A 26,501-nucleotide genomic window follows, 5' to 3' on the forward strand; every position below is an offset into this window, starting at 1 on the left:
GAGCAGGATCGATAAGGAAAATATTTAAATTACACTATTAGAAAAACTAAGAAATATATTTCCTGAAAATAAAAAAATGTAAAAATATGTTGAACTTTGGATATATATGGTGTTTAATATTATTTGAATATAGAAAATAAGTTAATTATTAGAATTATTATGATTATTAGAAATGTATAGAAAAATGGATATAATAATCAACGCAGTTTACACAAAAAAGCAAAAATAGATGAAAACAGAGTTTTATCAAACTGAAAGGCGTGTATGTATGCATATTTGTTTAGTGAATGAAGAGTACCCTAAAGAAACAAGTTTTGGAGGAATAGCAACATATCAACATATATTGGCAAGAGAACTTGTTAAAAGGGGTAATAGAGTAACTGTTATATGTAAGTCGAATGTAAGAAGTCAAAGATATATTGAAGAAGGAGTAGAAGTAGTAAGAATATTTTCAAAAGATTTAAATAACATCGACTCCCTAATTAATTATAGAATGAAAGTAAAAGAAGAGTTGGAAAATCTTGAGAAACAAGGATTGGATATAATTGAAACACCAGAGTGGGGTGCTGATACAATATTTTATCTTTCAAAAGGCAAAGTACCCATTGTTACTAAACTACATACACCTTTAAAAGTATGGCTTAAGTATAATAAAAGTCATATGTCACTGGAAATAAAAGAACAGCTTTTAAAATGGGAAGAAGAACTAATTAATAGAAGCGAAAAAGTAATTTCATGCACAGAATCTTTAAAAAATATTGTGTTAAGAGAAATGGACATAACGAGAAACGATGATATAGAAATTATTCCTAACCCTGCTATTCTGAATGAATTAGGGATGAAGAAGATTAAATCTTATAATCAAATATTATTTTGTGGAAGCTTAGAAGAAAGAAAAGGAGTCTTAAACTTAGCAAGAGTTTTACCAAGTATTTTTAAGAAGCATTCCAATTATAAGGTTGTTTTTATCGGAAAAGATACGAATAGAAATAATCTAAATATATCAACCCAAGAGTTAATAAAATCATATGTTGGAGAGGAATACGTAGACTTTTTAGAATTTAAAGGACACATAAATAACAATATTATTCAAGAGGAGTATGCTAAATCAGCTGTATGTGTTTTCCCTTCTCTATATGAAAATTTCCCTTATGTTGTTTTAGAGGCAATGTCTAATGGGGCTGCCATTATTGGTAGTATAAATGGTGGAATGACTGAAATGATAAATGATGGGGTTTCTGGGTTACTGATTGATCCTTATAATTTACAGGCCTTAGAGAAAGCAATACTCAATGTAATTGAGGATAGTGAGTGTTCTGAGATTATGAGAAATAATGCAAGAAGAGAAGTAGAGCGTTTTAGTTCAAGTAAAATTGTTGAACAGAACTTAAGAGTATACCAAGAGGCCATTCAAGAAAGAAGGGGAAAAATTGAACAAAGAGTCTTGGCATAGACATATTGGAGTCTATGGAGTGTGTTTATCCGGCAAAAAACTAATGGTAGTAAAAAAAAATGGTGGGCCATACAGTTATAGATTCGATTTACCTGGTGGTTCTATTGAGGATAGAGAGAGTCTTTATGATGCATTAGTTAGAGAGATGAAAGAAGAAACAGGATTCAATGTAAGAGTGAATGAACAACTAGGAACATTTGATTTTTTAGTACGGGCACCATATGAAAAATCAAAATATACTCATCATATTGCAATTATATATTCAGTAACAGTAAATGGATCAGACGCTGAGTACATAGAAACGAATATAGATAAAGGTAATAGCAAAGAATTAAATGACTCTTTGGGAGTGGAATTCATCTCTTTAAATTATGATCTAGAGGAGTGTTCCCCACTAGTTATTAAAATAATAGAAATGTTGAAATTAAAAGAGAGTAGTTTATTCATAAAAGAATATAAAGATTGGGAAAGAAGAGAGTGTAACAAATGGTAGGATTAACAGATAAAGGATATGTATTTTCTGGAAGTAAAGTTTTTCTAAAAGGCTATGCTAGAGAAGTGTACTCTGAATTAGAGAAATTATTCTACAAACTTGCTGAAAATATGTATTCTGAACAAGTTCTAGTACCAGCATTGATTAGTACTGATTTTTTGGAAAAAACTGATTATATCGAAAAGTTCCCACATAATTATGGAGCTGTATCGGTAGTATCTTCTGACTCTAACACATTACACAATGTAGCCAATAAAAGTGTAGATATAACAAAGGTACTTGAGCTTGAGTCTCATTTATCTGAACCTCCAACAGTGTGTTGTCATATACTTGAACAACTTGAAAATAAAGTTATAGTAGACTCGAAGGTTTTTTATGCAAAAGGTTATTGTTTTAGAAATGAGAGCGAGCATAGTATAAGTAAATCTAGACCAAAAACTTTTTCTATGCAAGAAATCGTTTATTTTGGAACACAACAAGAAGTAAAAAGTCTTAGAGACCAAACAATTGCTGAAACCAAAAATATTGCCGAACAGCTTAAGTTAAATTGTGTGATAAAACCAGCAAATGACCTGTTTTATATTACACCGGCTATGCAAAAATTATTAAAACTTCAAAAAAATGAAGAGCAAAAGTTTGAATTGGTGTTTTATGGGGATTCTGATTCATTTTCTGTATCATCTTTTAATCTTCATAATCAATTTTACTCAAAAAAACTAAATATTAAATTACAGGATAATTCACCTATTTACTCAGGGTGTACTGGTTTTGGTTTAGAACGGTGGACTTTAGCTTTTATCCTTACTCATGGAAACAAAGGAAAGTTCCCACGAGATTTTATTAATTGTTAGCATATCAGATCATATCAGATATTTTAAACGAAATATGTTGCGAGGGAAATATGAATGAACACTCAGATTATTGAAAAGAAAATAAAAGAAATACTTAACAACAATGAAATTGGCATACATGAAAATTTAGAAGGTTATGGTTTGGATTCGTTGGCAATAGTTGAATTAATAATGTATTTAGAAGAAGAATTTAAAATAGAAATTTTAGATGAAGACATAAAAAAAGAGAATTTTAATAGTATAACGAAAATAAATTATTTTGTTTCTGAAAGAGTGATTTAATGTTATTTTATCAAAATGTAACTTTTCAAGTAATAGTTGAAATAATAAAAGATTATGAACACAATAACAATAAAAAAAATATTGAAAAGTTGTTAAAAGATAGTCTTTTCAATCCACCGTTATTTATTAAGTTATGTTCTGAACATAAATTGATGGGGCTAGTTTATGAAGTGCTAAACAGACATGATATTTTTTATTTGCTGCATGACAAATGGTCAGACATTTTTCTTCATTATTCAAATGGTAATCAAAAAAAAAATGAGATTTACCAGAGTGAGTTAAAGATTATCGTAGCAAAATTTAATGAGAATAATATAAAGTACGCTACTTTAAAAGGAGCAATTTTGTGCTCTGAGGTTTATAATATTGGATCAAGATTTTGTAAAGATATCGACATATTAATAGATGAAGACCAATTGACAAAAGCTTCAGTTATCTTAAATGAGTTAGGTTATGTACAAGGTGAGAAGTGGTCTAATAATATTAGAGAATATTCAAAGCAAGAAAAACTTTTTAAAAGATTAGGGCATCATGTACTCTCATCGTTCACAAAAAAGTTTGAAAATACTGAAATTTATGTAAATGTTGAGCTGGCATTTGATATTTTTAATAATAAAAACTCATCACCTGTAAAGAAACAATTGGTGAGAGAATCGTTAAATTCAAGTGAAGTTAATAAGGATATGATTAATAAACTGAATACCGAAATAATGTTGCTTCAACTTTGCTTTAGTATTTATAAGGATTCTACTAGTGTTCATTCAATTAGACACGGTAAGGATATTGAACTTATTAAATACGTTGATTTATATAGATTTATCTTAAAAAATTTCAGTCAAATAAACTGGGAATATTTTATTTTTAACATTAACATTCTATCACAAGATGGTAAAAAAGCTGTATTTTACACTTTTTACCATCTGGAATTAATTTTTGGGGATATAATTCCAGTTGAAATAATGAGCTGCTTGAGACCAGAGGATATAACATTCCTTAACGATTATGGGTTAGATGAAGAAAAAGTATTCCGTTGGGAAAAAAGTTTTGATGAAAGGATTTTTTGGAGTGATCGAAAATTCCAGATTATTAATAATATAGATGAATTGAAGAAATTTAAAGAATATGAAGAAAGAGTAAAAAAATTCCAGAATATAGGTGAGTGAAGATATATGAAAAAAGTACCAGAATTAATTTGGAGTCTCAAAGAAGAATCAAAGAAAATAGAGGGAAATACACCTGTCTTTATTAAAACTCAACAAATATACGATGATAATGAAAGAAATCATATTGTTTTTCAAGGAGATAATTTAGAGGTAATAAAAGGGATGGCAAATGATTATTCAGAGAAGATAAAGATTATATATTTAGATCCTCCTTATAATACAGGAAATGAATTTATTTATTCGGGTGGTAATTTAGAAGAAAAATATTCAAACTTCAAACAGAGTAGGGATGCAGGAAATGCTAAGGAAAATCGACATTTTGATTGGTTAAACATGATATACCCAAGATTATTATTGTCAAAAGAACTCTTGAATGAAAATGGAGTAATAATAGTTTCAATTGATGATAATGAATATGCTAATTTAAGATTAATACTTGATGAAATTTATGGTGAAGAAAAATATATTGGCACTTTTGTATGGCATCGGAGAAATTATGATGAAAGTAATGAAGGTATAATAAGTCATCAACATGAGTATATAGTAGTCTATGGCAACCCTAAATTTGATAGTGAAAAAACTAAGAGAATTTCTTCATGGATTTATAAGGAATATGAACAGAATGATACAACAACAGAAGCAATGAAATTAGATTATCAATATACTGGAAAACAGGATTTGGTCGATATATTAGAACAGGATATCGGAATGAATTATCCTAAGCCAGTAAAGATGCTTAAACAATTAGTTAACTATTTTAGTGAACCTAATGATGTAATATTGGATTTATTTGCTGGGTCTGGAACTACTGGTCAAGCGATCGTAGAGTTAAATAAAGAATCTAATTCTTTCAGAAAATGCATTTTGGTTCAAATACCCAAAAAAACGAAAAAGGGTGGGTATGATGATATATCAAAAATTACAATTGATAGAATAACAAGAGCTATTATGAAAAATGGAGAAAATGAAAGTATTAGTGTTTATCAAATTAGGAAGTAGAGAAATGAAATGATTGTTGAAAAGTTTGAATATGGTATTTCAAATGATACATATAAGATAAACTTAAACAATTCTAATATTGTTTTAAAGATTATAAACAGAGAAAACACACATATTACAAGACTCTATAAGCACTTAATTAGAAAAAATTTTATTAATAGTAAGTATAATTTTATTGAAGAAAAAAATTATACAATTCAGATAATGGAGGAAATTAAAGGGCAACATAAATTAGATATCAGTAAGAGAGAATTCAATGAAATTACAAAATATATAAAAAAACTCCATAAGTCGTTACCTAAAAATTTTAAAGGGATTCCCAAATTGGTTGAGTCAATAACTTTTTACAAGAATAATTCTAAGATAATTCCTTTTGAGCAGAGAAACATTGATCAGCATTTAACGAACTTATTTAATAAACATAAATATGTTTTATATGAATCTATTAATCAGGTAGTACATGGTGATATAAGTCCAACTAACATTTTCTGGAGTGACAATAAAATTGTATCCATAATAGATTTTGATGAAGCTGTTATTGCACCTCCTTTATTTGATATAGCTGTCACTTTAATTAAATTTTCTTTGGATTCTAACAATCAAATAAATTTAGAAAAAATTGAGTTTTTTCTAAATGAATTAAGTTTTGGAGAAAAAGAGAGAGTTTATAGTTTATGCATAATTTATATATTAAAAGTTATATATCAAAAAATCTATTTAGAAACAATCGGTGAAATCGACTTAAATGATCCAAAACAAATAAAAGATTCCTGGGAGTTATGGTATATGAATCTTAATAAATTTCTGAATAGAAAGGAAAGTAGATATGACAGGAATATTAATAGCTATAGAAGGGAACGATGGAGCAGGAAAAACAAGTCTTTGTTCTAAACTTGTAGATTATTTTAATAAAGGGGAAATTCAAGCACGAAATATTAAATTTAACATGTCTGAGGTTACTTTAGATGCAATAAAGAAAGGGAAGGAAAAAAAATATAGTCCTGCACTTAATCATTATCTCCATCTTTCCAGTCTAATAGATCAAGTGGATACTTACGCTAGTGAAGAATTGCAAAAGGGATCTATAGTAGTATGTGATAGATATGCTTATACATTAATAGCTAGAGGATTAGCAAGAGGGCTCAATCAAACTGTATTGGAGAAGAGCGTGTCGATTTTGCCCAAGCCTGACTTGACTTTTTTACTAGATATTAGCCCGGAAAGAGGGTTAGAAAGGCGGAAATTGAAAGAAAATGAACCTCTAACATATTGGGAAGCCGGTGTTGACATTACAAAAAATACTAAATATGAAGAAAGTTTTTTGACATTTCAAGGTGATGTACGGAGAAACTTCTTAAATTATAGAAACGATCCTAATTTTTTTGTAATAGATGCAGATGATTCATTTGAAACAGTATTTAACAATGTTATATCAAAAGTTAAGGACAAGTTAAAATGATTATTGTATTTGAAGGATTAAATAACTGTGGAAAGTCTACCCAAATAGATAGTTTAAAAAATGATATCTTACTTAATTCAAATTATAATTGCATTTTTACTAGTTGGAATTCATATCCAGATACACATGCTTTTATAGAAGATCAAAAACTAAAGGATAACTTTTCACCTCGAACTTATTCTTTAGCTCATGCTTTAGATTTCACCTATAGATATGAAGATATAATTAAAAATCTAAAAACAAAGTTAGATCTTGCATTTTTTGATAGATATTACTTTACATCTTTTGTGAGAGATAATCTGAGAGGTATTCCTTTAGAATCTTTATATAATTTATATTCATTTGCTAGGATACCAGATTTAATATTTTATTTTGATATAGAACCAGAAACGGTTTGGGAGCGTGCAAAAGGGAATGTTTATGACCGCTCAAAATATATTTTAGGTGAGGATATTAGTTATTCAAATGATAAATATATGAACTATTATAAATATCTTTCTGAACAACGAAGGTTATATCTAAAAGTCTTAAGTAAAGAGGAATATTCTAGTAAGACAATTCTTATTAATGCGAAAAACAGTAAAGAAAGTATTAATCAGGAAATAAAGTATCATATTCAAAATAAACTGCGTATGGGAGGAAAAAATGATTGAAATTTATGAAGATGAATTGAATCTTTTGATTTATAAACCGGACTTAATAGAAAGAAATCTTGTTCAAGAAATCACAAATACTATAATACAAAACTCTTTTTCTATTATTCAACTTGATATTCAAGTTGTTACGCATGAACGGATAGTCGAACATTATAGAAATAACATAACCAGTGAGAAAATAGAAGAGTGGATTACAAACTACTTTGTAAATAAAAATGTATTATTATTGGTCATTCAAGGTGAAAATGCTATTAAACGTAGTAGAGAATTAATAGGTGCTTCTGATCCTTCAAAGGCAAAGAAATATTCAATTAGAGGTAAATTTGGCCAAGATTCTTACCAATTAGCAGAATCACAAGACCGTAGTTGTGCAAATCTAATTCATGCCAGTGATTCCATTGGTGAGTTTATAAGAGAAGTTAATCTATGGATTCCTGACTTTTTTAAGAAATATAAACTAATAAAGAGGTAGAGAAATTGTGTGGTAAAAAGAAATTTATTATTGCAATAACTGGTGCTCCTGGTACTGGCAAAACAAGACTAACTAATTTTATCAATGATGAATATAGTATACCTAGTCCTAGACATATTACTACCAGAAAACCTAGAGAAGACGATAAAAATGGCTTCTATAAATATATCTCAAAAGCGGAATTTATGAGTAATTTGAAAAGATATTATATTTGTTCTGGAGATGGTATAAGGTATTATGGCATTGAAAAAAAAGAAATAATAAAACAGTTAGAATTTAATGACATAATAGTGATTAATTGTTCGTTAAAAGACTTAGAGCAATTAAGAAAGAAGAGTGAAAATATTTTTATTGTTTACCTAACATTCTCTAACCTAAGACATTATATTCAAAAGAATACATATAGCAGAAAATGGGATGCTACTGAACTGGATAGTAGAATAACAGAGGCAATTAAGGATAGTAATCAATACAATGACTTATTTAAAAATTTGACTATTAATGTGGATCAGAATAGTTTTTCTGAAATAAAGGATAAATTCAGTGAAACATTCTTTGCTTTTTTGAAAGAGCTTAATTTTACGACACCAATTCATAATTAACTCATTATTTTAAAATATTTGGAGGGAAATATGGATAATGTAGAATTAGTTGTTTTTGATTTGGATGGAACTCTAACCGAAGAAAAAGCACAGCCATCCCATAATACTATGAAATTATTAAAAAGACTTGCAGGGAAAAATATTCCATTTACTATTGCCAGTGGCAAACATTTTGATGATATGAAAATGATTATTAAAAGTTTAGATTTAAACATACCGGTTATTTCATCAAATGGGTGTGAGATTTGGAATAAAGATAATACTTTATTAAAGAGGAATACTCTTGATACAGAAGATGTGCAGACTGTTGTGTTAAGAGCAAAACTAATGGGGGTTCATTTTAGATTAAGTTCTGAAAAAAAGACATTTTTATGGGATGAAGAACCAATTTGTTACCACCATTATCATTGGTTGAGAATTGTTTGTAAATCTAAAACTAAAAGTATAAATAATTTTTTCGAGAGTTTCAACGACAATAGTAATTTCGAATTAGATTTTACTGAGTGGGATAGAGTTGATATACATCCTTTTAATACAGATAAAGGAACTGCAATTGAATATATTATTAATAAAAAAAATATTAATCCTGAAAAAGTGGTTGTAGTCGGAGATAATTATAATGACTTATCAATGTTTAATAGATTTCAATACAGTTTTGTAATGAACCATGCTCCAAATGACGTAAAAGCTAAAGCGAAAATAGTGTTAAGTAGTAAGAATAGAGAGGAGCAAATAGAAGAAGTAATTGATTTTATTATAAAAAGAGTTGAATAAATAAAAAAAATCTTAATTGGAGATGTATTAGATTGGAAAATATCATTTTGGACCAGAAAGAAATACATAGATTCGTGAGTCCTTTAATTTCTAGTTGTAAAACAGCATACATGGCAGGGTCAAAAATGGAAGGATTCGGTAATAAAACTTCAGATATTGATGTATTTGTTGTTTGTGAAAAAGTTCCAACAGCTGAACATTTAATTAAACTAATGGAACATAATAAAGAAGGTATTAATTTTGGGGTATCTTTCGAAGAAAACTCAGTTGTTTTAAATTTTATTGAAAAGAATCAACGATATGATATTTCTTATATTTCTTATGAGCTTTTAATGGTAACTATAAAGAAACTTAATGAAATACAATTTAGCAGTAATGATAGAATTACTGGAATAAGTAAATATGATGTTGATTTATTACATAGATTACGTTATGCAAAACCTATAGTAAATGATCACGATTTTTGGGAAATTAAATCACAAATTATTTTTTCTAACTTAGAATATTTCTTAGCAACTTATCATTCTAACAGATATTCAGCGGTTTTAGAAGATTTACAAGGTGCATACCAATCTAAAGATTACGGAACTGCATTTTTTCTAATTAGACAAATATGTGAGATTGCCATAACTGCTAACTTGGCACTAAATGGAGAAACAAATCCAGGGAACAAGTGGATTTATAGAAAAATTGAGAGATATCAAAGAAGCCATAAAAATGAAGACATATTAAACAGATATATGCAAATCCATAATCAACCTTTCAATGTAGAAAACTTTAGGAAGCATTTAGTTGAAAGTCTAAAATTTTGTCAGGAATTGAATGAGAAAACTCAGACTTTAATTAAAAGTAGACAAGAAAAGGAGTCAAAATAATGCTAGTATCAAAAAATATTTTTTCAGAAATAAGATCAATAAATGGAAGGATATACGTTAGTTTAAACAATGATGTATTTCTTCTAGATGAAACCGGATATGAAATTTGGAAGATAATTACTGATGATATAGATCTAAAAGATCTTATTTTGGAAGTATCAAAAATCTACAATGTAGATTATGATTTTATATCTGAAGATATAAAAGGGTTTATATCTAGTTTATCTGAATTAAATTTAGTAGAGATAAAGTAAATATAAAAAGGGGGTATCTAAATTAAAGGAGGTGAGTTCATGAAAAAGTATAAAAAGCCATCTGTTAAGCTAGTTGCTGTACCTGCAGCTGTGATTAAAGGGTAAATACTTTGAATTATAACAATACATAGATACTCCTTTTATTTTCGTGCTATTTCAGGGGTATAAATGAAAGAGGTGAGTTCATGAAAAAGTATAAAAAGCCATCTGTTAAACTAGTTGCTGTACCGGCAGCTGTGATTAAAGGGTAAATATATTATGCACATAATAAGCGCTAATTAATAAGTAAATAAGTAAATAAGTAAATAACTTATTTACTTATTTACATCCTTGGTACCCCCTTTTTATATACACTTTTTGAGTTCTTACTTTATTAGTAGGATAATAACTTATTTCGAGGTGTCCAAATGATAACTCAATTTCTAATTGTTCTTCTTATTTTCTTTACGGCATTTTACTTATCACAATTGATTAGGTCAAAAATCAGAGACTTTCGATTTGCATCATTAATTAGAAACTCTCTCTTTTTTATTCCTTTTCTTCTACCACTATTATTAACGGGAGCTCCTTCTATATCTTTTGAATTTGAAAAAACCTTTTTTTTGTCACTTTTATTAGTTATTTTAATTTCCCTTTTAGGATTTGGTATTCTTTTCAAAGAGTACGAAGTCTATTTAAATACCGATGTATATTATCTTATTAAACCTTTGCCTTTACATAAGCTAATAGTTATGGAGTTTTCACTAATAGGAAGCGCCATAGTAGAAGAAATATTTTATAGGTATGCACTTTTCGAAATGATGAACAAATGGAATGCTATTTTTAGTATTTTGGTTATTTCGTTATTATTTGCAGGGGTACATTACTTACAAAAAGACACTCGTAAAAGTTTTACACTAAAAACCTATTTAATTTTGTTCTTTATAAGTTTAGGATGGTCAATTTCATATATCATCACTGGAAATATTTTAATACCAATTATAGGGCACTTATTTTTTAATTTACCAAATATTGTGATTACGTTCTTACAATATTTTGTGCCTAAAAAAATTCAACAAAAGTTAGAGGTTTAGAATATGAACACAATAATTGCTACATATAAGAGAAATTATCGTTCTATGAAACAAGCTGTTCCCATTTCCTCTATATTAGGTAATATTTTAAGTGGATTATATATGGTTATTTTTTCATATTTAATCTTTAAGTTTATGTTTGGTGGGAAATTAGACGAGAGTTTCTACGAATATACACAATCATATGATTATATTACATATATAATCCTTGGTAATTCAGTATATGTATTGGCTGTATCATTACTAATGATTGTTAGCAGATCATTAGTAAGCGAATTAAGACAAGGCTCTTTAGAGGCAATTTTATTGACACCAAGTAATAGGATTAACTATTTTTTAGGATGTTTCCTTCATGGATTATTTATAGTTTTAATTGAGTTTGTTGGAATCTTATTGGGGGGGCTGTTTTTTGGGTTAGATTTAAGTAATATAAATATTTTTGGTTTAATTATAGTATTAGTCCTGATACTCTTCTCATTTTTTTCCCAAGCAATTTTATTAGGTGCAATAATGGTGTGGTTTAGGGAGACTTACATTATACAGAATACTCTTTTTGTATCAATGGCATTTTTATCTGGTGTATCATTTCCAATAGAATACCTTCCGTATCCTATACAAATTATTAGTAATATATTGCCTTTAACCCATAGTTTAAATGCCTTTAGAGATGTTGTAATACATGGGCATAGTATTTCTAGTAGTATTAGTAATTTGGGAAGTTTACTAATAATTGGTTTCCTATACTTATCATTAGGAATGCTTTTATTGAAAAAAGTAGAAAATAAAATTATAGAATTAATTGGAGAGTAGAAATCAATATGTTAAAAGCTACTAATTTACAAAAAAAATTTATAAATAAATCAAGAAAAGGCTTACTAGCTAAAAAAAACATTTCACATAAAATAGCAGTAGAAGATTTTAGTATAACAGTTTCACCTGGAGAAATAGTAGGATTACTTGGTTTGAATGGTGCCGGAAAAACTACAACTATAAAAATGTTATCAACATTATTAACTCCAACAAAAGGAGAAATTACAATAAATGGATTTAATCCTGTTACTGATCCACTTAAAGTAAAGTCTATAATTAATATGATAGCTGGTGGAGAAAGAATGTTGTACTATCGGTTAACTGGTTATCAGAATTTGGAGTATTTCGGTAATTTGTACGGGTTGAAAGGGGATGAATTACGGAATAGAATTAATATTTTGTTAAAAAAGGTTGAGTTAAATGATGTTAAAGACATGGTAGTAGAAAAATACTCTAAAGGTATGAAGCAACGTCTTTCAATTGCGAGAGGATTAATAAATGATCCAAAATATCTGTTCTTAGATGAACCTACACTTGGATTAGATGTTAAAGTGGCGAAAAAATTAAGAAATTACATTCAGGAATTAGCGCTAGAAGAAAAGAAAGGAATCATACTAACCAGTCATTATATATCAGAAATTGAAGAACTGTGTGACAGAGTTTACATAATGGAAAAGGGAAAGATATTATTAGAAGATACAATTGAAAATATTATATATAATTATGCAGATGGTATAAAAATTGAGATTATTATTAATAACCTTTCATCTACATTACACAGCAAATTGGAAAGATTAGCGCAAAAGTACCAAGGGTCACTAGAAATAACTGATTCTGAAGGGGATTTGAATACAAAAAAGCTGTTATTCGTAAGTAAAGTGGATATTTCTGCTGATATTATACAAAGTATTTTTGATTCAGGAGAAAAAATAAAAACCATTAATGTTGAAAGGCCGAATCTTGAGGAAGTAATAAGTAACCTGGAAGGTGTAAAATAATTATGAAATATCAATCTTTAAATATATTTTTTTATGAAATTAAAAAAAGTCATTTAATAAATTTTCATAATAAGATGATTTATTTTTCGTTATTAATATGGCCAGTTATAATGTTTTTTTCTGCGTATTTTTCCTATAAGCCTTTTGAAATTGAAGATAACGAATTATTATTAAATTTTTTAAGTAAGGAAGAACTTCCACTTTTTTTATTAATAGGGTATTTAGGATTTATGTTTTATTTTGTAATGGTACAGTCTGCTTTTCAGATGTCCCATGAGAGAACAAGAGGTACTCTTGAGATAATTTTCCTTTCTCCAGTATCACGTATGGCAATGATATACGGGAGAGCGTTAGGAAATTTAATTGAAGGAGTCTGGTTATTCTTGATTTTTACAGTACTTGGATTCTTTTATTATGGAAATACTATATCAATTAACCTGTGGGCAATTTTCCTCTCTTTATTACTACTATCATTATCTGCAGTTATTTGGGGCGGGTTACTAAATACAGTTTTATTATTTTCAAGAGATGCAGGAATTTTTTTCGAAATAGTGTTGGAACCTATGAATTTCTTTTCAGGTGTTAGACTACCAATATTAATGTTACCTTTATGGGGACAAATAATCAGTAGTATATTTCCTTTGTCATTTGTTCTAAAGATTTCTAGGGATACTGTAATTAGGGGGCAAAGTCTTACCACGGTGATAGACGATGTTGGATATTTGTTAATAAATTTAATAATTTATGTATTAATAACTAAATTTATAATGGCAAAAGCAGAACAAAACTCACAGGAGACAGGTTCTATGACCTTATTCTAGTATAACCAACACTTAGTTAACCCACTAAATGATGATATTAATAGTTAAATAAGTTTTGTCTAATTAATTTGTGTTATCTTTATCTAAAAACTCCCGTAAAATAGGAAGTAATCATTGGAATATCAACCCAAACTGAACAGTTTTATAAGGTCTGTTCTCTTAAATTCTTTTGGCGGTGAGCGTCCTAGTGTATTTGCAATATAATAAAGTTGCAACGATGTCACCACTTACTACTAAGCATTGATGAAGTATTAGAAAGTCTATAGTTACCACTGCTTTTATTTTTATTGAATTGATAGTTCTTATAGTCTTGGCTACTATTTCCTTGTACCATTGAAGTTCACATTGTGGACACTTCAGGAGACCGCTAAGTGGGTAGGATCCAGGATATACTTTCTCGGGAATAAAACTTCTTATACCCATGACCTTTATCTTTTCTTCCCACAGCGACGTTTCAATAATTGGGATATGTTTACCTTTACTTATCTTACCTCGCCATTTTGTGTTCCCAATGTACATCTCATTCTCAAAGATTGTTTTAACAGTGTTTAAGTCCATCCTTTTCCATTTTTTGTCTTAATACTTGTGTATTAAGGCTAGATGCTATTTTTCTATACACCCACAATTCATTAGCATATTTCTCAAAGATATATTTTACTACTTTGGCTTCTTCAGGGATCAATTTCAGTTTTTTATTCTTACTTTCATATTTAAGAAGACCAATAGAATACAAGGTGTAGACTTTTCTAAGAGATTAAAGAAGTTAGTCGATCATTACAATGAAAGAAAAGACTTCCAAGCCATGCAAAGTGATGAGTGAATGTCTGAACCTAACGTTAATCTCTATTCTGTAATTAAAAAATAGAGGACTTGACCAACGGGGCTAGAATTATCCTGCTGGGGTAGGCTGGATTTGTCAGTTGACAATCATAAAAATGGATTTTCAGCTAATAGTAGATAATAGTTAAGATAAGGTTAGGATATCTATAATATAAAGGGATGAAAAAAGTGAGTTTTATGACTCTTACAAATCAGGAATTAAATAAAAAAGCGAAAGAGATTGTGATAGAAAAATTTAAAGAGTTTGGTTGTCAAAGTATTGAGAAGGAAAGAAATCTTTATGTAAAAACAAAAGAAGGTAAAGCATTGAAGTCTTAGTGAAATCTATTAGAAGACCTACGGAGTATGTATTGATTTTAAAAAAGCATATGGATGCACAACAGAGAAACTTATTTGTTTCACTAGTAATATTTTCTGGAGATAGAGAACCTGAACTTTTCCTAATCCCTTCTAACGCATTCTTAAAACCAAATGATTTATTTAGAGATAGACCCAATTATAAAGAACCTGAATTCGGGATGAATGTATCGAATAAGAATATGCCATTGTTAAATATCTACAAATTTGACTCTTGCATAAACAACTTTTAATGATGGTTTTAACTAAATCGTCTAAAGCTTTACTTGGAGATATAGTTGCTCAACAACTTGATACGCTAACGCCCATTACCCTAACAATTCACAAAGGGTACATTTAACGTAGAGGGATGAAAATGAAATATGATTTTCAGGTAAACACTACTACATCTTTATGTCTGCGATCACCATCCAAGCCTTGTGGAGTGCGGAAACAAAAATCATATCAAAAAGCGATGCTTATTAGTTAGGCATCGCTTTTTAAATTTATTCCAAGAGTCTATGCAAACGCACTAAAGTAATTAACGTTAATAACCGTTAAAGTATTACACTTTCGTTTAGCCCCTGATTTTATGCGTTTTTGTAATAAAACTTTAAAGATATTATACCTTTTATCTTTATGGGAAGCATAAGTCCTAACTTCAACCACTTTTAAAAGACAGTAGTTCTCATCAGAATTGATGGCTTAATACTAAACCAACATCGGTTGGAAGGATTAGAAAAAAGTCAAAGGGCTTGATAAGATATACCTCGAATTTCTAGAAATAACAAAACGAATCATATTTTTGCCTAAAGTTTGTTATCGAACCATATCCTTGCCTAAAGTAGAGGAAGTTAGTGTTTAAACGGTGTCAAAAAGTTAATTTGAACAAGAAATGCAGGGGGAATTTTCAAAGAGGATTGATGAAAAGACTGTAATACCAAGGATTGGCGAAAATATGGTTCAATATTTGGCAAAAGTATGGTCCAAGTCACATTTTGTGACTTAAAGCATAAAAATGTCACCATTACATCATTATGCTTGAAAATGATTGTGACAATATTATGCTTGAATCAACAGGTTGAGTCATTTATATAATAAAAAATGTAGGTCCTCTGGGATCTACATTTTTTATTATTCTTAAGGAGAAGAAGCTGATTCGTTACTAGTTACACTTATACATACTCATAATCGACGCCGCTCTCGATTTCATATATTTGATATTTCTCTATTAATATACAAATTAATTTCTATTAAATCATATGGATTCTCAACTAAAACAAGACTGTTTCAATGCCAATTTTCATAAGAATCCAATAAATTTTTATACCGCTTCAGCTACAGAAGTTGTAACTAATCTATGTCCATAATTAGATGCAACATATCTTAAAAGAAAAAATTCAATAAAAATGATTAATATTTGATTTATACTTCCAGAAAATAAAATTACATTAATGATAGAAGCAATAAAAAATATTAAGCAAATTGCTGTTAAATCTCTTGTCATTAAGAAATTACGATGCGCATCTCTAATTTTTTCTTTATCTTGATTGATTTTATATATTTTTTGATACCAATATGCATTTTGCTTAATCGGATCAATTGGTATTTCACCGAACTTTTCTATAACTTGTTCTATTTCAAATCTTGAATCTTTTTTAATAACTTTTAATAATCTTGAAGCGGGAAGAGGGTTTTTCCACTTAAAGAATACAATTCTGAATTTCATTTCACTGGTGAGTAATCCATTAACTACATACGCAGATAATACAGCAATTGATGGCATAGATACTATCCTTACAATTGCCGGTTTATCTATATTCTTAATATCAATTGATAAAAAATTATCAATTCCAATTATTAATAAATTAATAATTATAAAAGCAAATATATGAGGTTGATAGTTCTTTAAATTTTCCATTTGTCCCCCTTAAATGTCTACTTGTAAATAGGATTTTCCGGTGTTTTGATTGTGTCCGGCATTAACTGTAATAACTCCATCGTTATATGTTGAAAGCGTAAATCGTCTCACTTCTACATTATCTTTATATACATCCCAGCCACGTGAATACTTTCTGTATCTATCAATATTACTATTCTCATGATATTTAGAATCAGAAACAATAGTAAGTCTTGGATTAATCAGTTTCATAACATCTTGATGGTATCCACTTTGTCTTCCATGATGTGACGCTAAATAAATATCAGCATCGGCTACTTTTTTTGTGAAATTACAATCCCTAAGAAGTTCATTCCAAGAAGGAGCTTCATTATCTCCTGGAATAACAATTTTTATTTTTGCGTATTCCAATACTGTAACAATACTTTGATTGTTTAAGTTTGATGTTGAACATTCTAGTGGATGAAAATGTGTAATTACTAAACCACCCCAAAACTCAGGATCAGCTGGATTGTCATAACTACCATTAATTATTTCACGGTTATATTTTTTATTTATTCTTAAATACTCCTTTATTTTAGGTAATTCAGATAATCTTACTCCATTTAACAAATCTCTTTCAGGTATGTGATTTGGCCTTGTTAATACTTTAGGAGACAACTTATTTAGATTAAGAATATCATCAATATGATCCAAGTGTGGATGGGTTATTATACAGTAATCTAACTGCTCTACCCCATAATGGTTTTTCAAATGTAATAAAGGACTAAACTTCTCATTCCCAAATAGTTCACCATTTCCTAGATCAATTACTATGTGTCGACCATTTGGGCTTCTTATATAAGTTGCGTGACCATGGTTCACATCCCAAAACTTCACTAATAAATTCCCCATTTAAACACTCCCTAATTTTTAAACAAATTCATTAGTTCTCCTATTCAATATTTTATATTTTGTTAAATTCTAATTCGCGAAAAGTCTGGATATAAAAATAATTAATACTTCTCTAAGTTGAATTATACAAGAGCTTTTTATTGATACTTTAAAAGTAATACTAATATCCTGTTCTTAAGTAAACAATCAGTATAGTTTAAAAAGAGAGTACATTTGGTACATTAATTTCCATGGATAAAAAAGAACCACCTTAAATAGATGGTTACCCTATGATGCTATGGAACATTTGAAGTAATTGAGTACCCAAAGTAATTACATTTGTTCCTGCTCCAGCAACTTCATTTATCGTTCTTATTTGATCCATTGCTGTTCTTACTATTACTTTTTTGGGCTTCTCACTCTCAACTTCTTGGACTGCAGCTTCAACTAGTTCCACTGTGTCCACTTTATCTTGGTCAGGAATAGAAGTATCTTCCATTAATGCTTGAGCAAACTTTTGAGCAATATCTTTTAATTCTTCAACTTTGTTCTCATTGTAAGTCTGGTTAGCACTTATTGAGGCTTGTCCTTCTGCATGGTTCAGTTGTCCTCTAAAATCACCTATGTTGAATTGAGTGGTTGATCTTTTATCTAATTCCATATCAATTGCCATCTCCCCTAAATAAGATACAATGTGATCGACAAGAGGTTTTACAGTTTGATTATGAAAGTTTTCACATGACTCTTGAAATTTTCTTCCATAACCAGCTACCAACCCATGATAATTAATATTATTTATAGATATATAGTTGAGCATCTGAAATATAAATGCAATTTCTTCAGAGGTTCGTATTGGTAACTTTATGTAGTCATTGTAATCTCGGTTTCTCAAAATTTCTTCAATATCAAAAGTCATATTATTATTGTTTAGGATAAATTTTTTAATAGTTGGACATTCCTCTATAAAAATCAAAAACCTATCCAAGTTATCTTTTGCTTCATTAATGTCAGAGTTTAAAAACCTACTTGCAACTTTTCTGAAGTTGAGTGAAAGTTTTTTATATTCTTTCTCTGAAAGTTGAATCTCTTGACTCATTAATTCACCCCACAAAATGGACAATAAACGTTAGAAACTATTTGATCCATATTGACTTTAATTATTTTATCGCAACAATGTAACTCAATTTGTTCTAATTTTTCATCTTCTGTTAATAACTTTGGTGTTTCTTCCCTTGGTCTTTTCACATCTAAGGACATTCCAGACCCCTTCATTTTCCTACTAGTTTTTTTTAGAGATTTATATATTTCTTGTTGCATGTAATTTAGAGCTAGTGTTTCAGCATGTTCAATAACTTCACTTGGAATAAAACTTGAACTTTTCCCTACCAACCCACAAGAAGGGCAGAATAACTCTAATGTATTATCTGCGTCAATATCGCCTGCAGATGCTTTAAATCGCCCCTTACAATGAGGACATCGTAGAGAGTAAAAACCATCACTATCTGTTGGTATATCAATTTTAAAATCCATAGCTACACCCCCATGTTCTACTACCAATATAACACATAATTGTAATAATTCGGAGTATTATGGCGGAAAGAATTAATATAGTAACTAAACTGTCCTGTATGATCATTAAACTGAGAAAGTAGCTTACATTTGACTAACGAGGAAGGTTAGCATTCCTGTAGATCGTTAAATATCAGGTTTGAAATAAAAAGAGTCCCTCAGTAAGATATGAGTATAGAAACCACTCTAACTCAGAGTCTTAAGGAGGAAGCCCTACTATGAATTTTAAAATGGAAGACAAACAAAATCAACTATTAGAAAGAATTTCCGATAAACATTTAATTATTGGAGTAGATATTGCCCAACAGTTTCATGTTGCACGAGCTATAAATTACCGTGGAATTATTGTCGGAGATCCTCTTACATTTGAAAATAGTGAAGTTGGTTTCAAAAGATTATTAAATTGGATTCGTAGTCTACAAGAAATGAAGAATTTAAATGCAGCCATTGTTGGGATGGAACCAACTGGTCACTATTGGAAGAATATATCGAAATGGCTAGCTGAACAAGCTATTGAAGTAGTAACTGTAAATCCACATCTAGTAAAAAGGAATAAAGAAAATCGCGATAATACCCAATCAAAGAGTGATAAGAAAGATGCACTCGTGATCGCTGACATGGTGAAAAACGGCTATTATTCATATATTAGTCCATCCTCAGAGTCCTTCGAAAAGCTCAGAGTTCTAATCTCCAATAGAGATGTGGTTGTAAAACGAATTGTAAGCTCAACCAATCAGATTCATTGATGGGTAGATATTGTCTTCCCAGAACTTAGACAAGTGTTTAAAGATATAACGTGTAAAGGGGCAATCGCAACACTTCGATTGTTTCCAACACCTTCTGAACTAGCTTTATTAGAACCTCTAGATGTCATGAGGGGATGGAAGTCACTAATGCAGCGACAACCTGGTCCAAAAAAAGCTCAACTACTCATTCAATTGGCAAAATCATCAATAGGAACAGCTCAAGCACTAGATGCTTATAAGTTTCATTTAGAACAATTACTAGAAGAATACGACCTAACTATTAAACAACTCGATAGAGTTGAACAACAAATTAGAGAAGTTCTCTACAAAATACCCTTCGCAAAGAAACTACTTATGATTAAAGGAATTAGTGAGATTTCATTAGGTGGAATTTTAGGAGAAGCTGGGGATCTAAGTGGTTTCTCACACGAGAACTCTCTTTTACGTCATGCAGGTTTACATTTAGCGGATGCAAGCTCAGGAAAATGGAAAGGACAGATTGTGATCTCCAAACGAGGGAGGTCTAGACTACTGCGTTTCCTCTTCCTAGCAACAGTTAGCCTTGTGATTAACAATCCAGAGTTTAAAGCCATTCATGCACATAATGTGAAGGTCAAAAAGATGAAGAAAATGAAATCTATTATGAAGTTGATTGGTAAATTAGCAAGAATTTTTGTAGGTATAGCTAAGCGCAATGAAGCTTACAACCCAAGTAAATTGCAAGAAACTATGCCTCTAGCAGCATAGAAGTATAATCAAAAAGTCTTTATAAAAGTAGTAATAAATATTGAATTTTGTCTTATTCGTAGGATTTCAAATATGTACGGAGTACCAGATTTATTCAACAAAAGGGCAATGTGACCCATCAGGTTAGCATAACTGGCCTCCACCCCTTGGATAGGCATGACGAAGGAATGAAAGGGCGATTGACCCGTTGAGACATGGGAGGGAAAGCCTCCAGGGGCGGCGTGGAGAAGTACATTATATGGTAGAATATGGAGGATTAAACGACTCCTTTATTTAACTATGCCTTCACGAAGCCAAAAGGATCTAAAATCATTCCGTACAATCGTTGACGTAATTTCAAAGGGGATGAAATCCTGCGAATAAGTGAGCATTTAAGAGATAATTGTATCAAACTGAGGGAGTTGAATAATGTATCATATCCAAAGTCAGAGTTTTCTATTGGCTTTTTAATTTTTGCCTTATAGGGGTTTATTGTAGAAGTAGGATCATAATTATTTTTTATATAGCTGTAAAAGGTATATATCCTTTCTTGTCGAATATTAGGTAAAAAAACCGACAAAAGGAGAGGCAAATGAGTTACTTAATCTTTATAGATACTAATGTTGTACATAACGATTATTTCTTTAAAAGTAGCGCTATAAAAAAATTACTGAAGTTCACTAATCATGAACCAGTTAAACTTTGTATTACTGAATTTAACTATAACGAAATCATAAAAAAATATAGAGATAACGTCAGACCAGCAATAAAAGAAGTGCGACAGGTTAGAAATAGTGTAAGTAAAAAAATTGAGGAATTAGGAATTGTCGATTTGTTTGATATGGAGAAACTAAAGGCAGAAAAGTATGTTGAGAATTATAAACAATTTCTAGATGAGACGATTGAAAATAATAATATACAAATAGTTGGTTATCCAACTGGAGAACATGTTACTACTCAAATATCAGAGAGATACTTTAAAGGAATTAAACCTTTCGGAGAAAGTAAATCCTCCTTTCAAGATGCCATCATTTGGCAAAGTATTGTTGAATATTGTGAAAATGAAAATCCGGAGACTGTAGTGTTCATTTCAAACAATACTTCAGATTTTGCCGATAAGAGTAAAAATAAAATACACAATGATATAGTAGATGATATTTGCGGCCTGCTTTTTTACAATTCAGTGGGTGCATTTCTTGAACATGAAGAAGATAACTTACATGATTACTTCATTGATAATTACGAGTATGATAACGAACTATTGGAAAGCGAATTAAGGATCTTTTTCGATGGAAATTCTTTTTTAGATTATACAATCCAAGATCTCTTAATGAATTCAGAGTTTGAAGGAGAATATTTTAGTGGATGGGGTACCGACGGTTACATTGAAGATATGGACTTCGAGATACTTGAAGTTACTTTTGATATCGAAGAGAATGAATTATTAATCTCATTTGGGGTAGAGTTAAGTGTTAGTTTTAGTATAGAAACGATAGACCCATCTTTCGAAAGAGGTGATTCTGGAGACGGGATGATGTCGGAAAGCAGCAGTACAAATATATATCTACAGGGTGATATAACATATTCTCTTAATGAAGAAAAAATGTCTGACTATGTAGAGAAAGAAATAGAATTTCTATAAGTATCTTTATGAAGTACGACAATTACAGTTTAGTAAAAGTTCTTTCCAATGAAACCTAATTAAAATAGAAAACGTATCAATGTAAATAAGAAAGTACAATTAAAGGTATGTGATTGTTGTTTGATTACGTACTAAAAAAATATTAAGGGGAACAAAATGGAAGATAAAAAATTTGCAAAAGAGAGATTTATAGATGGATTCCTAGGCGGAGTGGAAGATTGGGATAACCATTTGGCAGAAGCAATAAACAAGGACGAAAATCCTTATCTTAAAGATAAATTGCTTAAAATACTAAAAGAACAAGAGGATTTTGGAAATGCAATAAATTCAGGTTTAGGACGAGAAATGTGGTACAGTAATGACTTTTTTATTAATAGTCTAATTCTAGATTTTATTACAGGTGCAGAAGACGACCTCGTTAATGAGCTAAAACAAATTTGGGTTGGAATGCTTGGCAAACCGGGAGTCAATGTAGAAGCAATAAACATGAATGATGAATTTGAAGGTTATTTAATTAAAATGCATTTTGAAATGGAATTAAATATTCATCTAATTTCTGATCTGGTTGCATACTATGTTTATGGTATGCAAATTAGTTCTGAGAGAGAAAGAGTTAAGTTGTTTCCAGAAATGGCTGAATTATTATTGTATTTGATAGACAAGAAAGCACTATTGAAAAAAGCTACAGAAGTTGCACAGAATGATCAGGAGAATCAGGAGGATCATAATTCTCCTAGATTAAATATAGCATCAGAATTGTATGAAGCAGGTATGAAATTTGTATTAGGTCATGAAATTGGTCATCATTTCTTAAAACATACAGAGTCGACTGGAAGAAACATTGTATCAAAATTCGTACCTGCAGATGTTACTTCTAATCAATTGCATTTAGATGAATTTGCTGCAGATAATTTTGCCCTTGATCTATTAATTAGTGGGATGAAAGAAAGAAACGACAATAATTTATTAGCTCCCTTAATAGTATTATTAATGCTGGCTATATATGATAAAACTCCTGAAGAGCCTAATCAAAGTCATCCTTCATTTAGGGATAGGTATCTAAACCTATTAAGTAGGGTTTCTGAACACGATGAAAAAGTAGCATCTGGACTTCAACAAATCTTTAATAATGTAGCTACTTGGATTAATTATTCCTTGAGTGAGAGTGGATACTGGAAAACAGAATGGTGGAAATAGAAAAAGAAGGGGAATATCCCACTTCAAACTACCAATTGCTTTCACTAAAAAGTATGTTATAGCCGGCCGAGGACTTTAATTCAAAAAGTAATAATCCAAAAGTAATCCATCTTTTTAATCAATCTCATTTCAAAAAGATGTTACTTAATTGTTATTGTAAATGGAGAGAAGAGAGTATATATATCAATCTATATTCTAAAGGAGCACAACGGATAATTAGAATGGATTAAAGAAGATCAATAATTCGATTCTATTGTGAAGAAATGTACTTAAGCTAAATCTCCTCCTATATTTGCGTATTTGCCGGTAACCCCTAAATCCTTCTTATAGTGTCATAGCTTCGCTTGTTATACGAGATCATTGTCCCAACCAGCCTCAAACATGTTTCTATAAGTAGGGGGCGAACTGTTTAGTTGACGGGATCGAATCCCACGGGGGCTTACGTTCTACCCCGGCTACCGTAATCATATCTCGATATAAAAAATGGTCAACCAGAAATATTTTCTGGCTGACCTTATAATACGAACGGGGGCTTTAGTTAAAGAAGAAGTATTAGATATAAGGGTGTACAATATTACTCAAAAATGAAAATAGAGGCTAGTTGGAGTAATTCAACCAGCCTCTCAAGAACTCCAAAAATTAGACCACTTGCAAACATATTTGCTAACATAATTAATTTATTGAATTTTACTTATTTAACAGAGTTGAATCAAAAACCTTCCAAAACCTTATTAAATCAGACTTGATTAAACATATTTAACTCAGCTAAATTCAGATTATTACTAGTAACTAAATTGACAGGGTAGAGGTCATGTTATTACGAGTGATTAGCTCAGTGGGAGAGCACTTGCTTGACAGGCAAGGGGTCGTGGGTTCGAATCCCTCATCGCTCATAGGTTTGAACCACTTTCCAATATTTTGGAAGGTGGTTCTTTTCATTTTTTTGAACATTACTTTCTTGTTAAAATTACCTCACTGGTACCATTTTGGTACCAAAGCATTTTAATTTGTTTTGGAAAGTAAAGAGTCAATCTTATTGGCTGCCTCTTCTTGCATATTTGGAAGAACATGAGAATATATGTCTAGTGTTGTTTTAAAATTGCTATGCCCTAGACGTTCAGAAATTACTTTTACCTGTATTCCTCCTGCTAGAAGCATTGTTGCATGAGTATGACGTAAATCATGGAAACGAATCATAGGAACATTTGCTTCTTTAATCAATCTTTGAAATGTTCTCTTTAAATTAGCGGGATTAACAGGTGTTCCTTTTGATGTACAAATGACTAGATCATAATCAACATATTCAGGTCCACAACTTAGTTTCTCTCTCGCAATGTTTGTCTTATGCTTTTTTAGAACTGAAATTGTTTCATTTGAAAGCTTTATACTTCGTACACTCGACTCCGTTTTAGCTCCGCTAAGAAACTGTTTTCCATCCTTAGTCAATGTCTGACGAACATATAACATTCCATTCTCAAGGTCAATATCTTTCCACCTTGCTCCTAAGATTTCGCCTCTTCTCATTCCAGTACTGATTGCCAAGTGAAAAGCAGGATAAAGCCTCTCTTTACTAGCAATTTTAAGAAAAGCATTTATTTCACTGACTTCCCACACAGTCATTTCTTTCTTCATATCCTTTGGTAGTTGAAGCTTTTTAATAGGATTAGAGGGTAATAGCTCCATGTTTACTGCATAATCAAGCGAGCCTTTGATTATGTTGTATATTTTCTTAATGGTGGCGCTTGCTAGACCTTCTTCTTTTAGTTCATTAACATAATTCTGTAGCATTACAGGAGTTAATGAAGAAAGCTTTATATGACCAATACAAGGAATAATTCTGTTCGTAATGTAAGTCTGATAGGTATCAGCTGTTTGGATATTGATACTGGTTTTCTTACTCTTAAACCAGTCTTGTAGATGGTCTTTAAATTGAATAGAAGAAGGCTCAAAATAACTTCCTTTGTGAACTTCTGCCTCTATCATTGCTAGAGCTCTTTCAGCTTCCTTCTTTGTTTTAAATCCCCGCTTTTTCTTTCTTCTTCGTTTACCTGTTATAGGATTGGGTTCTAATTCGGTCATGAAATACCAACTAGAACCATCTTTTTTTACAAAACCCATAAGTGACATCCCCTCTCGATTAGATGTCCTCTAAAGGTATGACAAGCTTCTATATACATAATGTAGCAAATAACATTATTTTTCACAATAATTTCCATAGTAAATACCCCCAGCATTTATAAAATCGAGCTCTTAAACTAGATACGCTTGTTTGGGGGGGAGAGTTAAGTGAATATGATAATAAAAATTTGTATCTATATAAACGAATGCTCCTAAACACCTAAACTACTTCTAATTTTATTCATTACCAAGATTTAGAGCTCATGTGGTGTTTGGTCAGTACAATGTTAATTTGACAGGAGTACATAATACTAAATCTTTTACTAATTGTAACAATTTTCCTATTTCGAGGTAAAAATTGTGATAGTTTCTCGTACGGAAGGTTCACTAAATAATTGTCAATGCTAAATAGAATCAAATTTTATTTTATTAAAGAAAAAATATGTCATATTTTATTGGAAATCCCCCCCAGTGCCTAGAAAAAAGGGTTTATATAACTTTTCAACGGGGGTGATGTTT

At 30.3% G+C, this 26,501-nt stretch carries 28 protein-coding genes, 1 tRNA gene and 1 pseudogene; 23 read left to right on the forward strand and 7 right to left on the reverse strand.

Features of this window, described 5'->3' with window-relative positions:
- The first annotated feature begins 229 nt into the window (after positions 1 to 229).
- The 18 genes from ACFSCX_RS02300 to ACFSCX_RS02385 all read left to right on the forward strand — a co-directional run bounded on the left by ACFSCX_RS02300 (position 230) and on the right by ACFSCX_RS02385 (position 14,035).
- A complete protein-coding gene (locus tag ACFSCX_RS02300) occupies positions 230 to 1,453 on the forward strand; it encodes a glycosyltransferase family 4 protein (RefSeq protein ID WP_377926484.1) in 1,224 nt (407 codons plus the stop codon).
- On the forward strand, positions 1,431 to 1,946 hold the full coding sequence (locus ACFSCX_RS02305; RefSeq protein WP_377926485.1) for an NUDIX hydrolase: 516 nt from the start codon (positions 1,431 to 1,433) through the stop codon (positions 1,944 to 1,946). The genes ACFSCX_RS02300 and ACFSCX_RS02305 overlap by 23 nt, the downstream gene beginning before the upstream one ends.
- On the forward strand, positions 1,940 to 2,797 hold the full coding sequence (locus ACFSCX_RS02310) for a class-II aminoacyl-tRNA synthetase family protein (RefSeq protein WP_377926486.1): 858 nt from the start codon (positions 1,940 to 1,942) through the stop codon (positions 2,795 to 2,797). Before ACFSCX_RS02305 ends, ACFSCX_RS02310 begins: the two co-directional genes overlap by 7 nt.
- Before the next feature lie 54 nt (positions 2,798 to 2,851).
- Positions 2,852 to 3,079, forward strand: coding sequence for an acyl carrier protein (locus ACFSCX_RS02315; RefSeq protein WP_377926487.1), 228 nt, complete (start codon positions 2,852 to 2,854; stop codon positions 3,077 to 3,079).
- Complete coding sequence (locus tag ACFSCX_RS02320; protein ID WP_377926488.1) at positions 3,079 to 4,242, forward strand: nucleotidyltransferase family protein; 1,164 nt, start codon at positions 3,079 to 3,081, stop codon at positions 4,240 to 4,242. Before ACFSCX_RS02315 ends, ACFSCX_RS02320 begins: the two co-directional genes overlap by 1 nt.
- Positions 4,243 to 4,248: 6 nt before the next feature.
- On the forward strand, positions 4,249 to 5,241 hold the full coding sequence (locus ACFSCX_RS02325) for a DNA methyltransferase (RefSeq protein WP_377926489.1): 993 nt from the start codon (positions 4,249 to 4,251) through the stop codon (positions 5,239 to 5,241).
- A 9-nt stretch (positions 5,242 to 5,250) separates the two neighbouring features.
- A complete protein-coding gene (locus tag ACFSCX_RS02330) occupies positions 5,251 to 6,132 on the forward strand; it encodes a phosphotransferase (protein WP_377926490.1) in 882 nt (293 codons plus the stop codon).
- Positions 6,068 to 6,700 (forward strand): dTMP kinase, encoded by a 633-nt coding sequence (locus ACFSCX_RS02335; RefSeq protein ID WP_377926491.1) that lies wholly within the window; start codon positions 6,068 to 6,070, stop codon positions 6,698 to 6,700. Before ACFSCX_RS02330 ends, ACFSCX_RS02335 begins: the two co-directional genes overlap by 65 nt.
- Positions 6,697 to 7,353 carry a dTMP kinase gene (locus tag ACFSCX_RS02340; protein WP_377926492.1) on the forward strand — a complete coding sequence of 219 codons (657 nt, stop codon included), beginning with the start codon at positions 6,697 to 6,699 and terminating at the stop codon, positions 7,351 to 7,353. The genes ACFSCX_RS02335 and ACFSCX_RS02340 overlap by 4 nt, the downstream gene beginning before the upstream one ends.
- Positions 7,346 to 7,828: a nucleoside-diphosphate kinase gene (locus ACFSCX_RS02345; protein WP_377926493.1), complete on the forward strand. Its 483-nt coding sequence runs from the start codon at positions 7,346 to 7,348 to the stop codon at positions 7,826 to 7,828. The genes ACFSCX_RS02340 and ACFSCX_RS02345 overlap by 8 nt, the downstream gene beginning before the upstream one ends.
- A 5-nt stretch (positions 7,829 to 7,833) precedes the next feature.
- Positions 7,834 to 8,430: a hypothetical protein gene (locus tag ACFSCX_RS02350; RefSeq protein WP_377926494.1), complete on the forward strand. Its 597-nt coding sequence runs from the start codon at positions 7,834 to 7,836 to the stop codon at positions 8,428 to 8,430.
- 30 nt (positions 8,431 to 8,460) lie between these two features.
- Complete coding sequence (locus tag ACFSCX_RS02355) at positions 8,461 to 9,204, forward strand: HAD family hydrolase (RefSeq protein ID WP_377926495.1); 744 nt, start codon at positions 8,461 to 8,463, stop codon at positions 9,202 to 9,204.
- A 32-nt stretch (positions 9,205 to 9,236) separates the two neighbouring features.
- On the forward strand, positions 9,237 to 10,079 hold the full coding sequence (locus tag ACFSCX_RS02360; RefSeq protein WP_377926496.1) for a hypothetical protein: 843 nt from the start codon (positions 9,237 to 9,239) through the stop codon (positions 10,077 to 10,079).
- On the forward strand, positions 10,079 to 10,333 hold the full coding sequence (locus ACFSCX_RS02365) for a PqqD family protein (RefSeq protein ID WP_377926497.1): 255 nt from the start codon (positions 10,079 to 10,081) through the stop codon (positions 10,331 to 10,333). The genes ACFSCX_RS02360 and ACFSCX_RS02365 overlap by 1 nt, the downstream gene beginning before the upstream one ends.
- A gap of 407 nt (positions 10,334 to 10,740) precedes the next feature.
- Complete coding sequence (locus ACFSCX_RS02370; RefSeq protein ID WP_377926498.1) at positions 10,741 to 11,406, forward strand: CPBP family intramembrane glutamic endopeptidase; 666 nt, start codon at positions 10,741 to 10,743, stop codon at positions 11,404 to 11,406.
- Between the two features lie 3 nt (positions 11,407 to 11,409).
- The gene (locus ACFSCX_RS02375; protein ID WP_377926499.1) at positions 11,410 to 12,216 is read left to right on the forward strand and encodes an ABC transporter permease; all 807 of its coding nucleotides are present in this window, start codon (positions 11,410 to 11,412) and stop codon (positions 12,214 to 12,216) included.
- Positions 12,217 to 12,224: 8 nt separating this feature from the next.
- Positions 12,225 to 13,214, forward strand: a complete 990-nt coding sequence (locus ACFSCX_RS02380; RefSeq protein ID WP_377926500.1) for an ABC transporter ATP-binding protein — start codon at positions 12,225 to 12,227, stop codon at positions 13,212 to 13,214.
- 2 nt (positions 13,215 to 13,216) lie between these two features.
- Entirely contained in the window at positions 13,217 to 14,035 is an 819-nt protein-coding gene (locus ACFSCX_RS02385; protein WP_377926501.1) for an ABC transporter permease, read from the forward strand.
- 159 nt (positions 14,036 to 14,194) lie between these two features.
- Here the strand turns inward: ACFSCX_RS02385 and ACFSCX_RS02390 are convergent, their stop codons facing one another.
- Positions 14,195 to 14,593 (reverse strand): recombinase family protein, encoded by a 399-nt coding sequence (locus ACFSCX_RS02390; RefSeq protein ID WP_377926503.1) that lies wholly within the window; start codon positions 14,591 to 14,593, stop codon positions 14,195 to 14,197.
- A complete protein-coding gene (locus tag ACFSCX_RS02395) occupies positions 14,574 to 14,768 on the reverse strand; it encodes a recombinase family protein (RefSeq protein WP_377926504.1) in 195 nt (64 codons plus the stop codon). The genes ACFSCX_RS02390 and ACFSCX_RS02395 overlap by 20 nt, the downstream gene beginning before the upstream one ends.
- 275 nt (positions 14,769 to 15,043) lie before the next feature.
- Between ACFSCX_RS02395 and ACFSCX_RS02400 the strand changes: the two genes are divergently transcribed.
- Complete coding sequence (locus tag ACFSCX_RS02400) at positions 15,044 to 15,193, forward strand: hypothetical protein (protein WP_377926505.1); 150 nt, start codon at positions 15,044 to 15,046, stop codon at positions 15,191 to 15,193.
- Between the two features lie 1,342 nt (positions 15,194 to 16,535).
- Here the strand turns inward: ACFSCX_RS02400 and ACFSCX_RS02405 are convergent.
- From ACFSCX_RS02405 to ACFSCX_RS02420, 4 genes are all read right to left on the reverse strand, one after another.
- Positions 16,536 to 17,132, reverse strand: coding sequence for a hypothetical protein (locus tag ACFSCX_RS02405; protein ID WP_377926506.1), 597 nt, complete (start codon positions 17,130 to 17,132; stop codon positions 16,536 to 16,538).
- 9 nt (positions 17,133 to 17,141) lie between these two features.
- Positions 17,142 to 18,005 carry a ComEC/Rec2 family competence protein gene (locus tag ACFSCX_RS02410; RefSeq protein WP_377926507.1) on the reverse strand — a complete coding sequence of 288 codons (864 nt, stop codon included), beginning with the start codon at positions 18,003 to 18,005 and terminating at the stop codon, positions 17,142 to 17,144.
- Positions 18,006 to 18,267: 262 nt separating this feature from the next.
- Positions 18,268 to 19,080, reverse strand: coding sequence for a hypothetical protein (locus tag ACFSCX_RS02415; RefSeq protein WP_377926508.1), 813 nt, complete (start codon positions 19,078 to 19,080; stop codon positions 18,268 to 18,270).
- Positions 19,080 to 19,514, reverse strand: a complete 435-nt coding sequence (locus ACFSCX_RS02420) for a hypothetical protein (protein ID WP_377926509.1) — start codon at positions 19,512 to 19,514, stop codon at positions 19,080 to 19,082. Before ACFSCX_RS02420 ends, ACFSCX_RS02415 begins: the two co-directional genes overlap by 1 nt.
- Positions 19,515 to 19,771: 257 nt before the next feature.
- On the opposite strand from ACFSCX_RS02420, the pseudogene ACFSCX_RS02425 reads away from it, so the two are divergent.
- From ACFSCX_RS02425 to ACFSCX_RS02440, 4 genes and pseudogenes are all read left to right on the forward strand, one after another.
- Positions 19,772 to 21,046: pseudogene (locus ACFSCX_RS02425) on the forward strand (IS110 family RNA-guided transposase).
- Positions 21,047 to 21,617: 571 nt separating this feature from the next.
- On the forward strand, positions 21,618 to 22,667 hold the full coding sequence (locus tag ACFSCX_RS02430; protein WP_377926510.1) for a PIN domain-containing protein: 1,050 nt from the start codon (positions 21,618 to 21,620) through the stop codon (positions 22,665 to 22,667).
- A gap of 156 nt (positions 22,668 to 22,823) precedes the next feature.
- Positions 22,824 to 23,864: an exocyst complex component Sec10 gene (locus ACFSCX_RS02435; RefSeq protein ID WP_377926511.1), complete on the forward strand. Its 1,041-nt coding sequence runs from the start codon at positions 22,824 to 22,826 to the stop codon at positions 23,862 to 23,864.
- Positions 23,865 to 24,685: 821 nt separating this feature from the next.
- Positions 24,686 to 24,757 (forward strand) — tRNA-Val (locus ACFSCX_RS02440).
- A 109-nt stretch (positions 24,758 to 24,866) separates the two neighbouring features.
- Here the strand turns inward: ACFSCX_RS02440 and ACFSCX_RS02445 are convergent.
- Positions 24,867 to 25,982, reverse strand: coding sequence for a tyrosine-type recombinase/integrase (locus ACFSCX_RS02445; RefSeq protein WP_377926512.1), 1,116 nt, complete (start codon positions 25,980 to 25,982; stop codon positions 24,867 to 24,869).
- Positions 25,983 to 26,501: the final 519 nt, after the last annotated feature.

The organism is Bacillus salitolerans (genome assembly GCF_042680805.1).
GTDB lineage: Bacteria > Bacillota > Bacilli > Bacillales > SA4 > Bacillus_CJ > Bacillus_CJ salitolerans.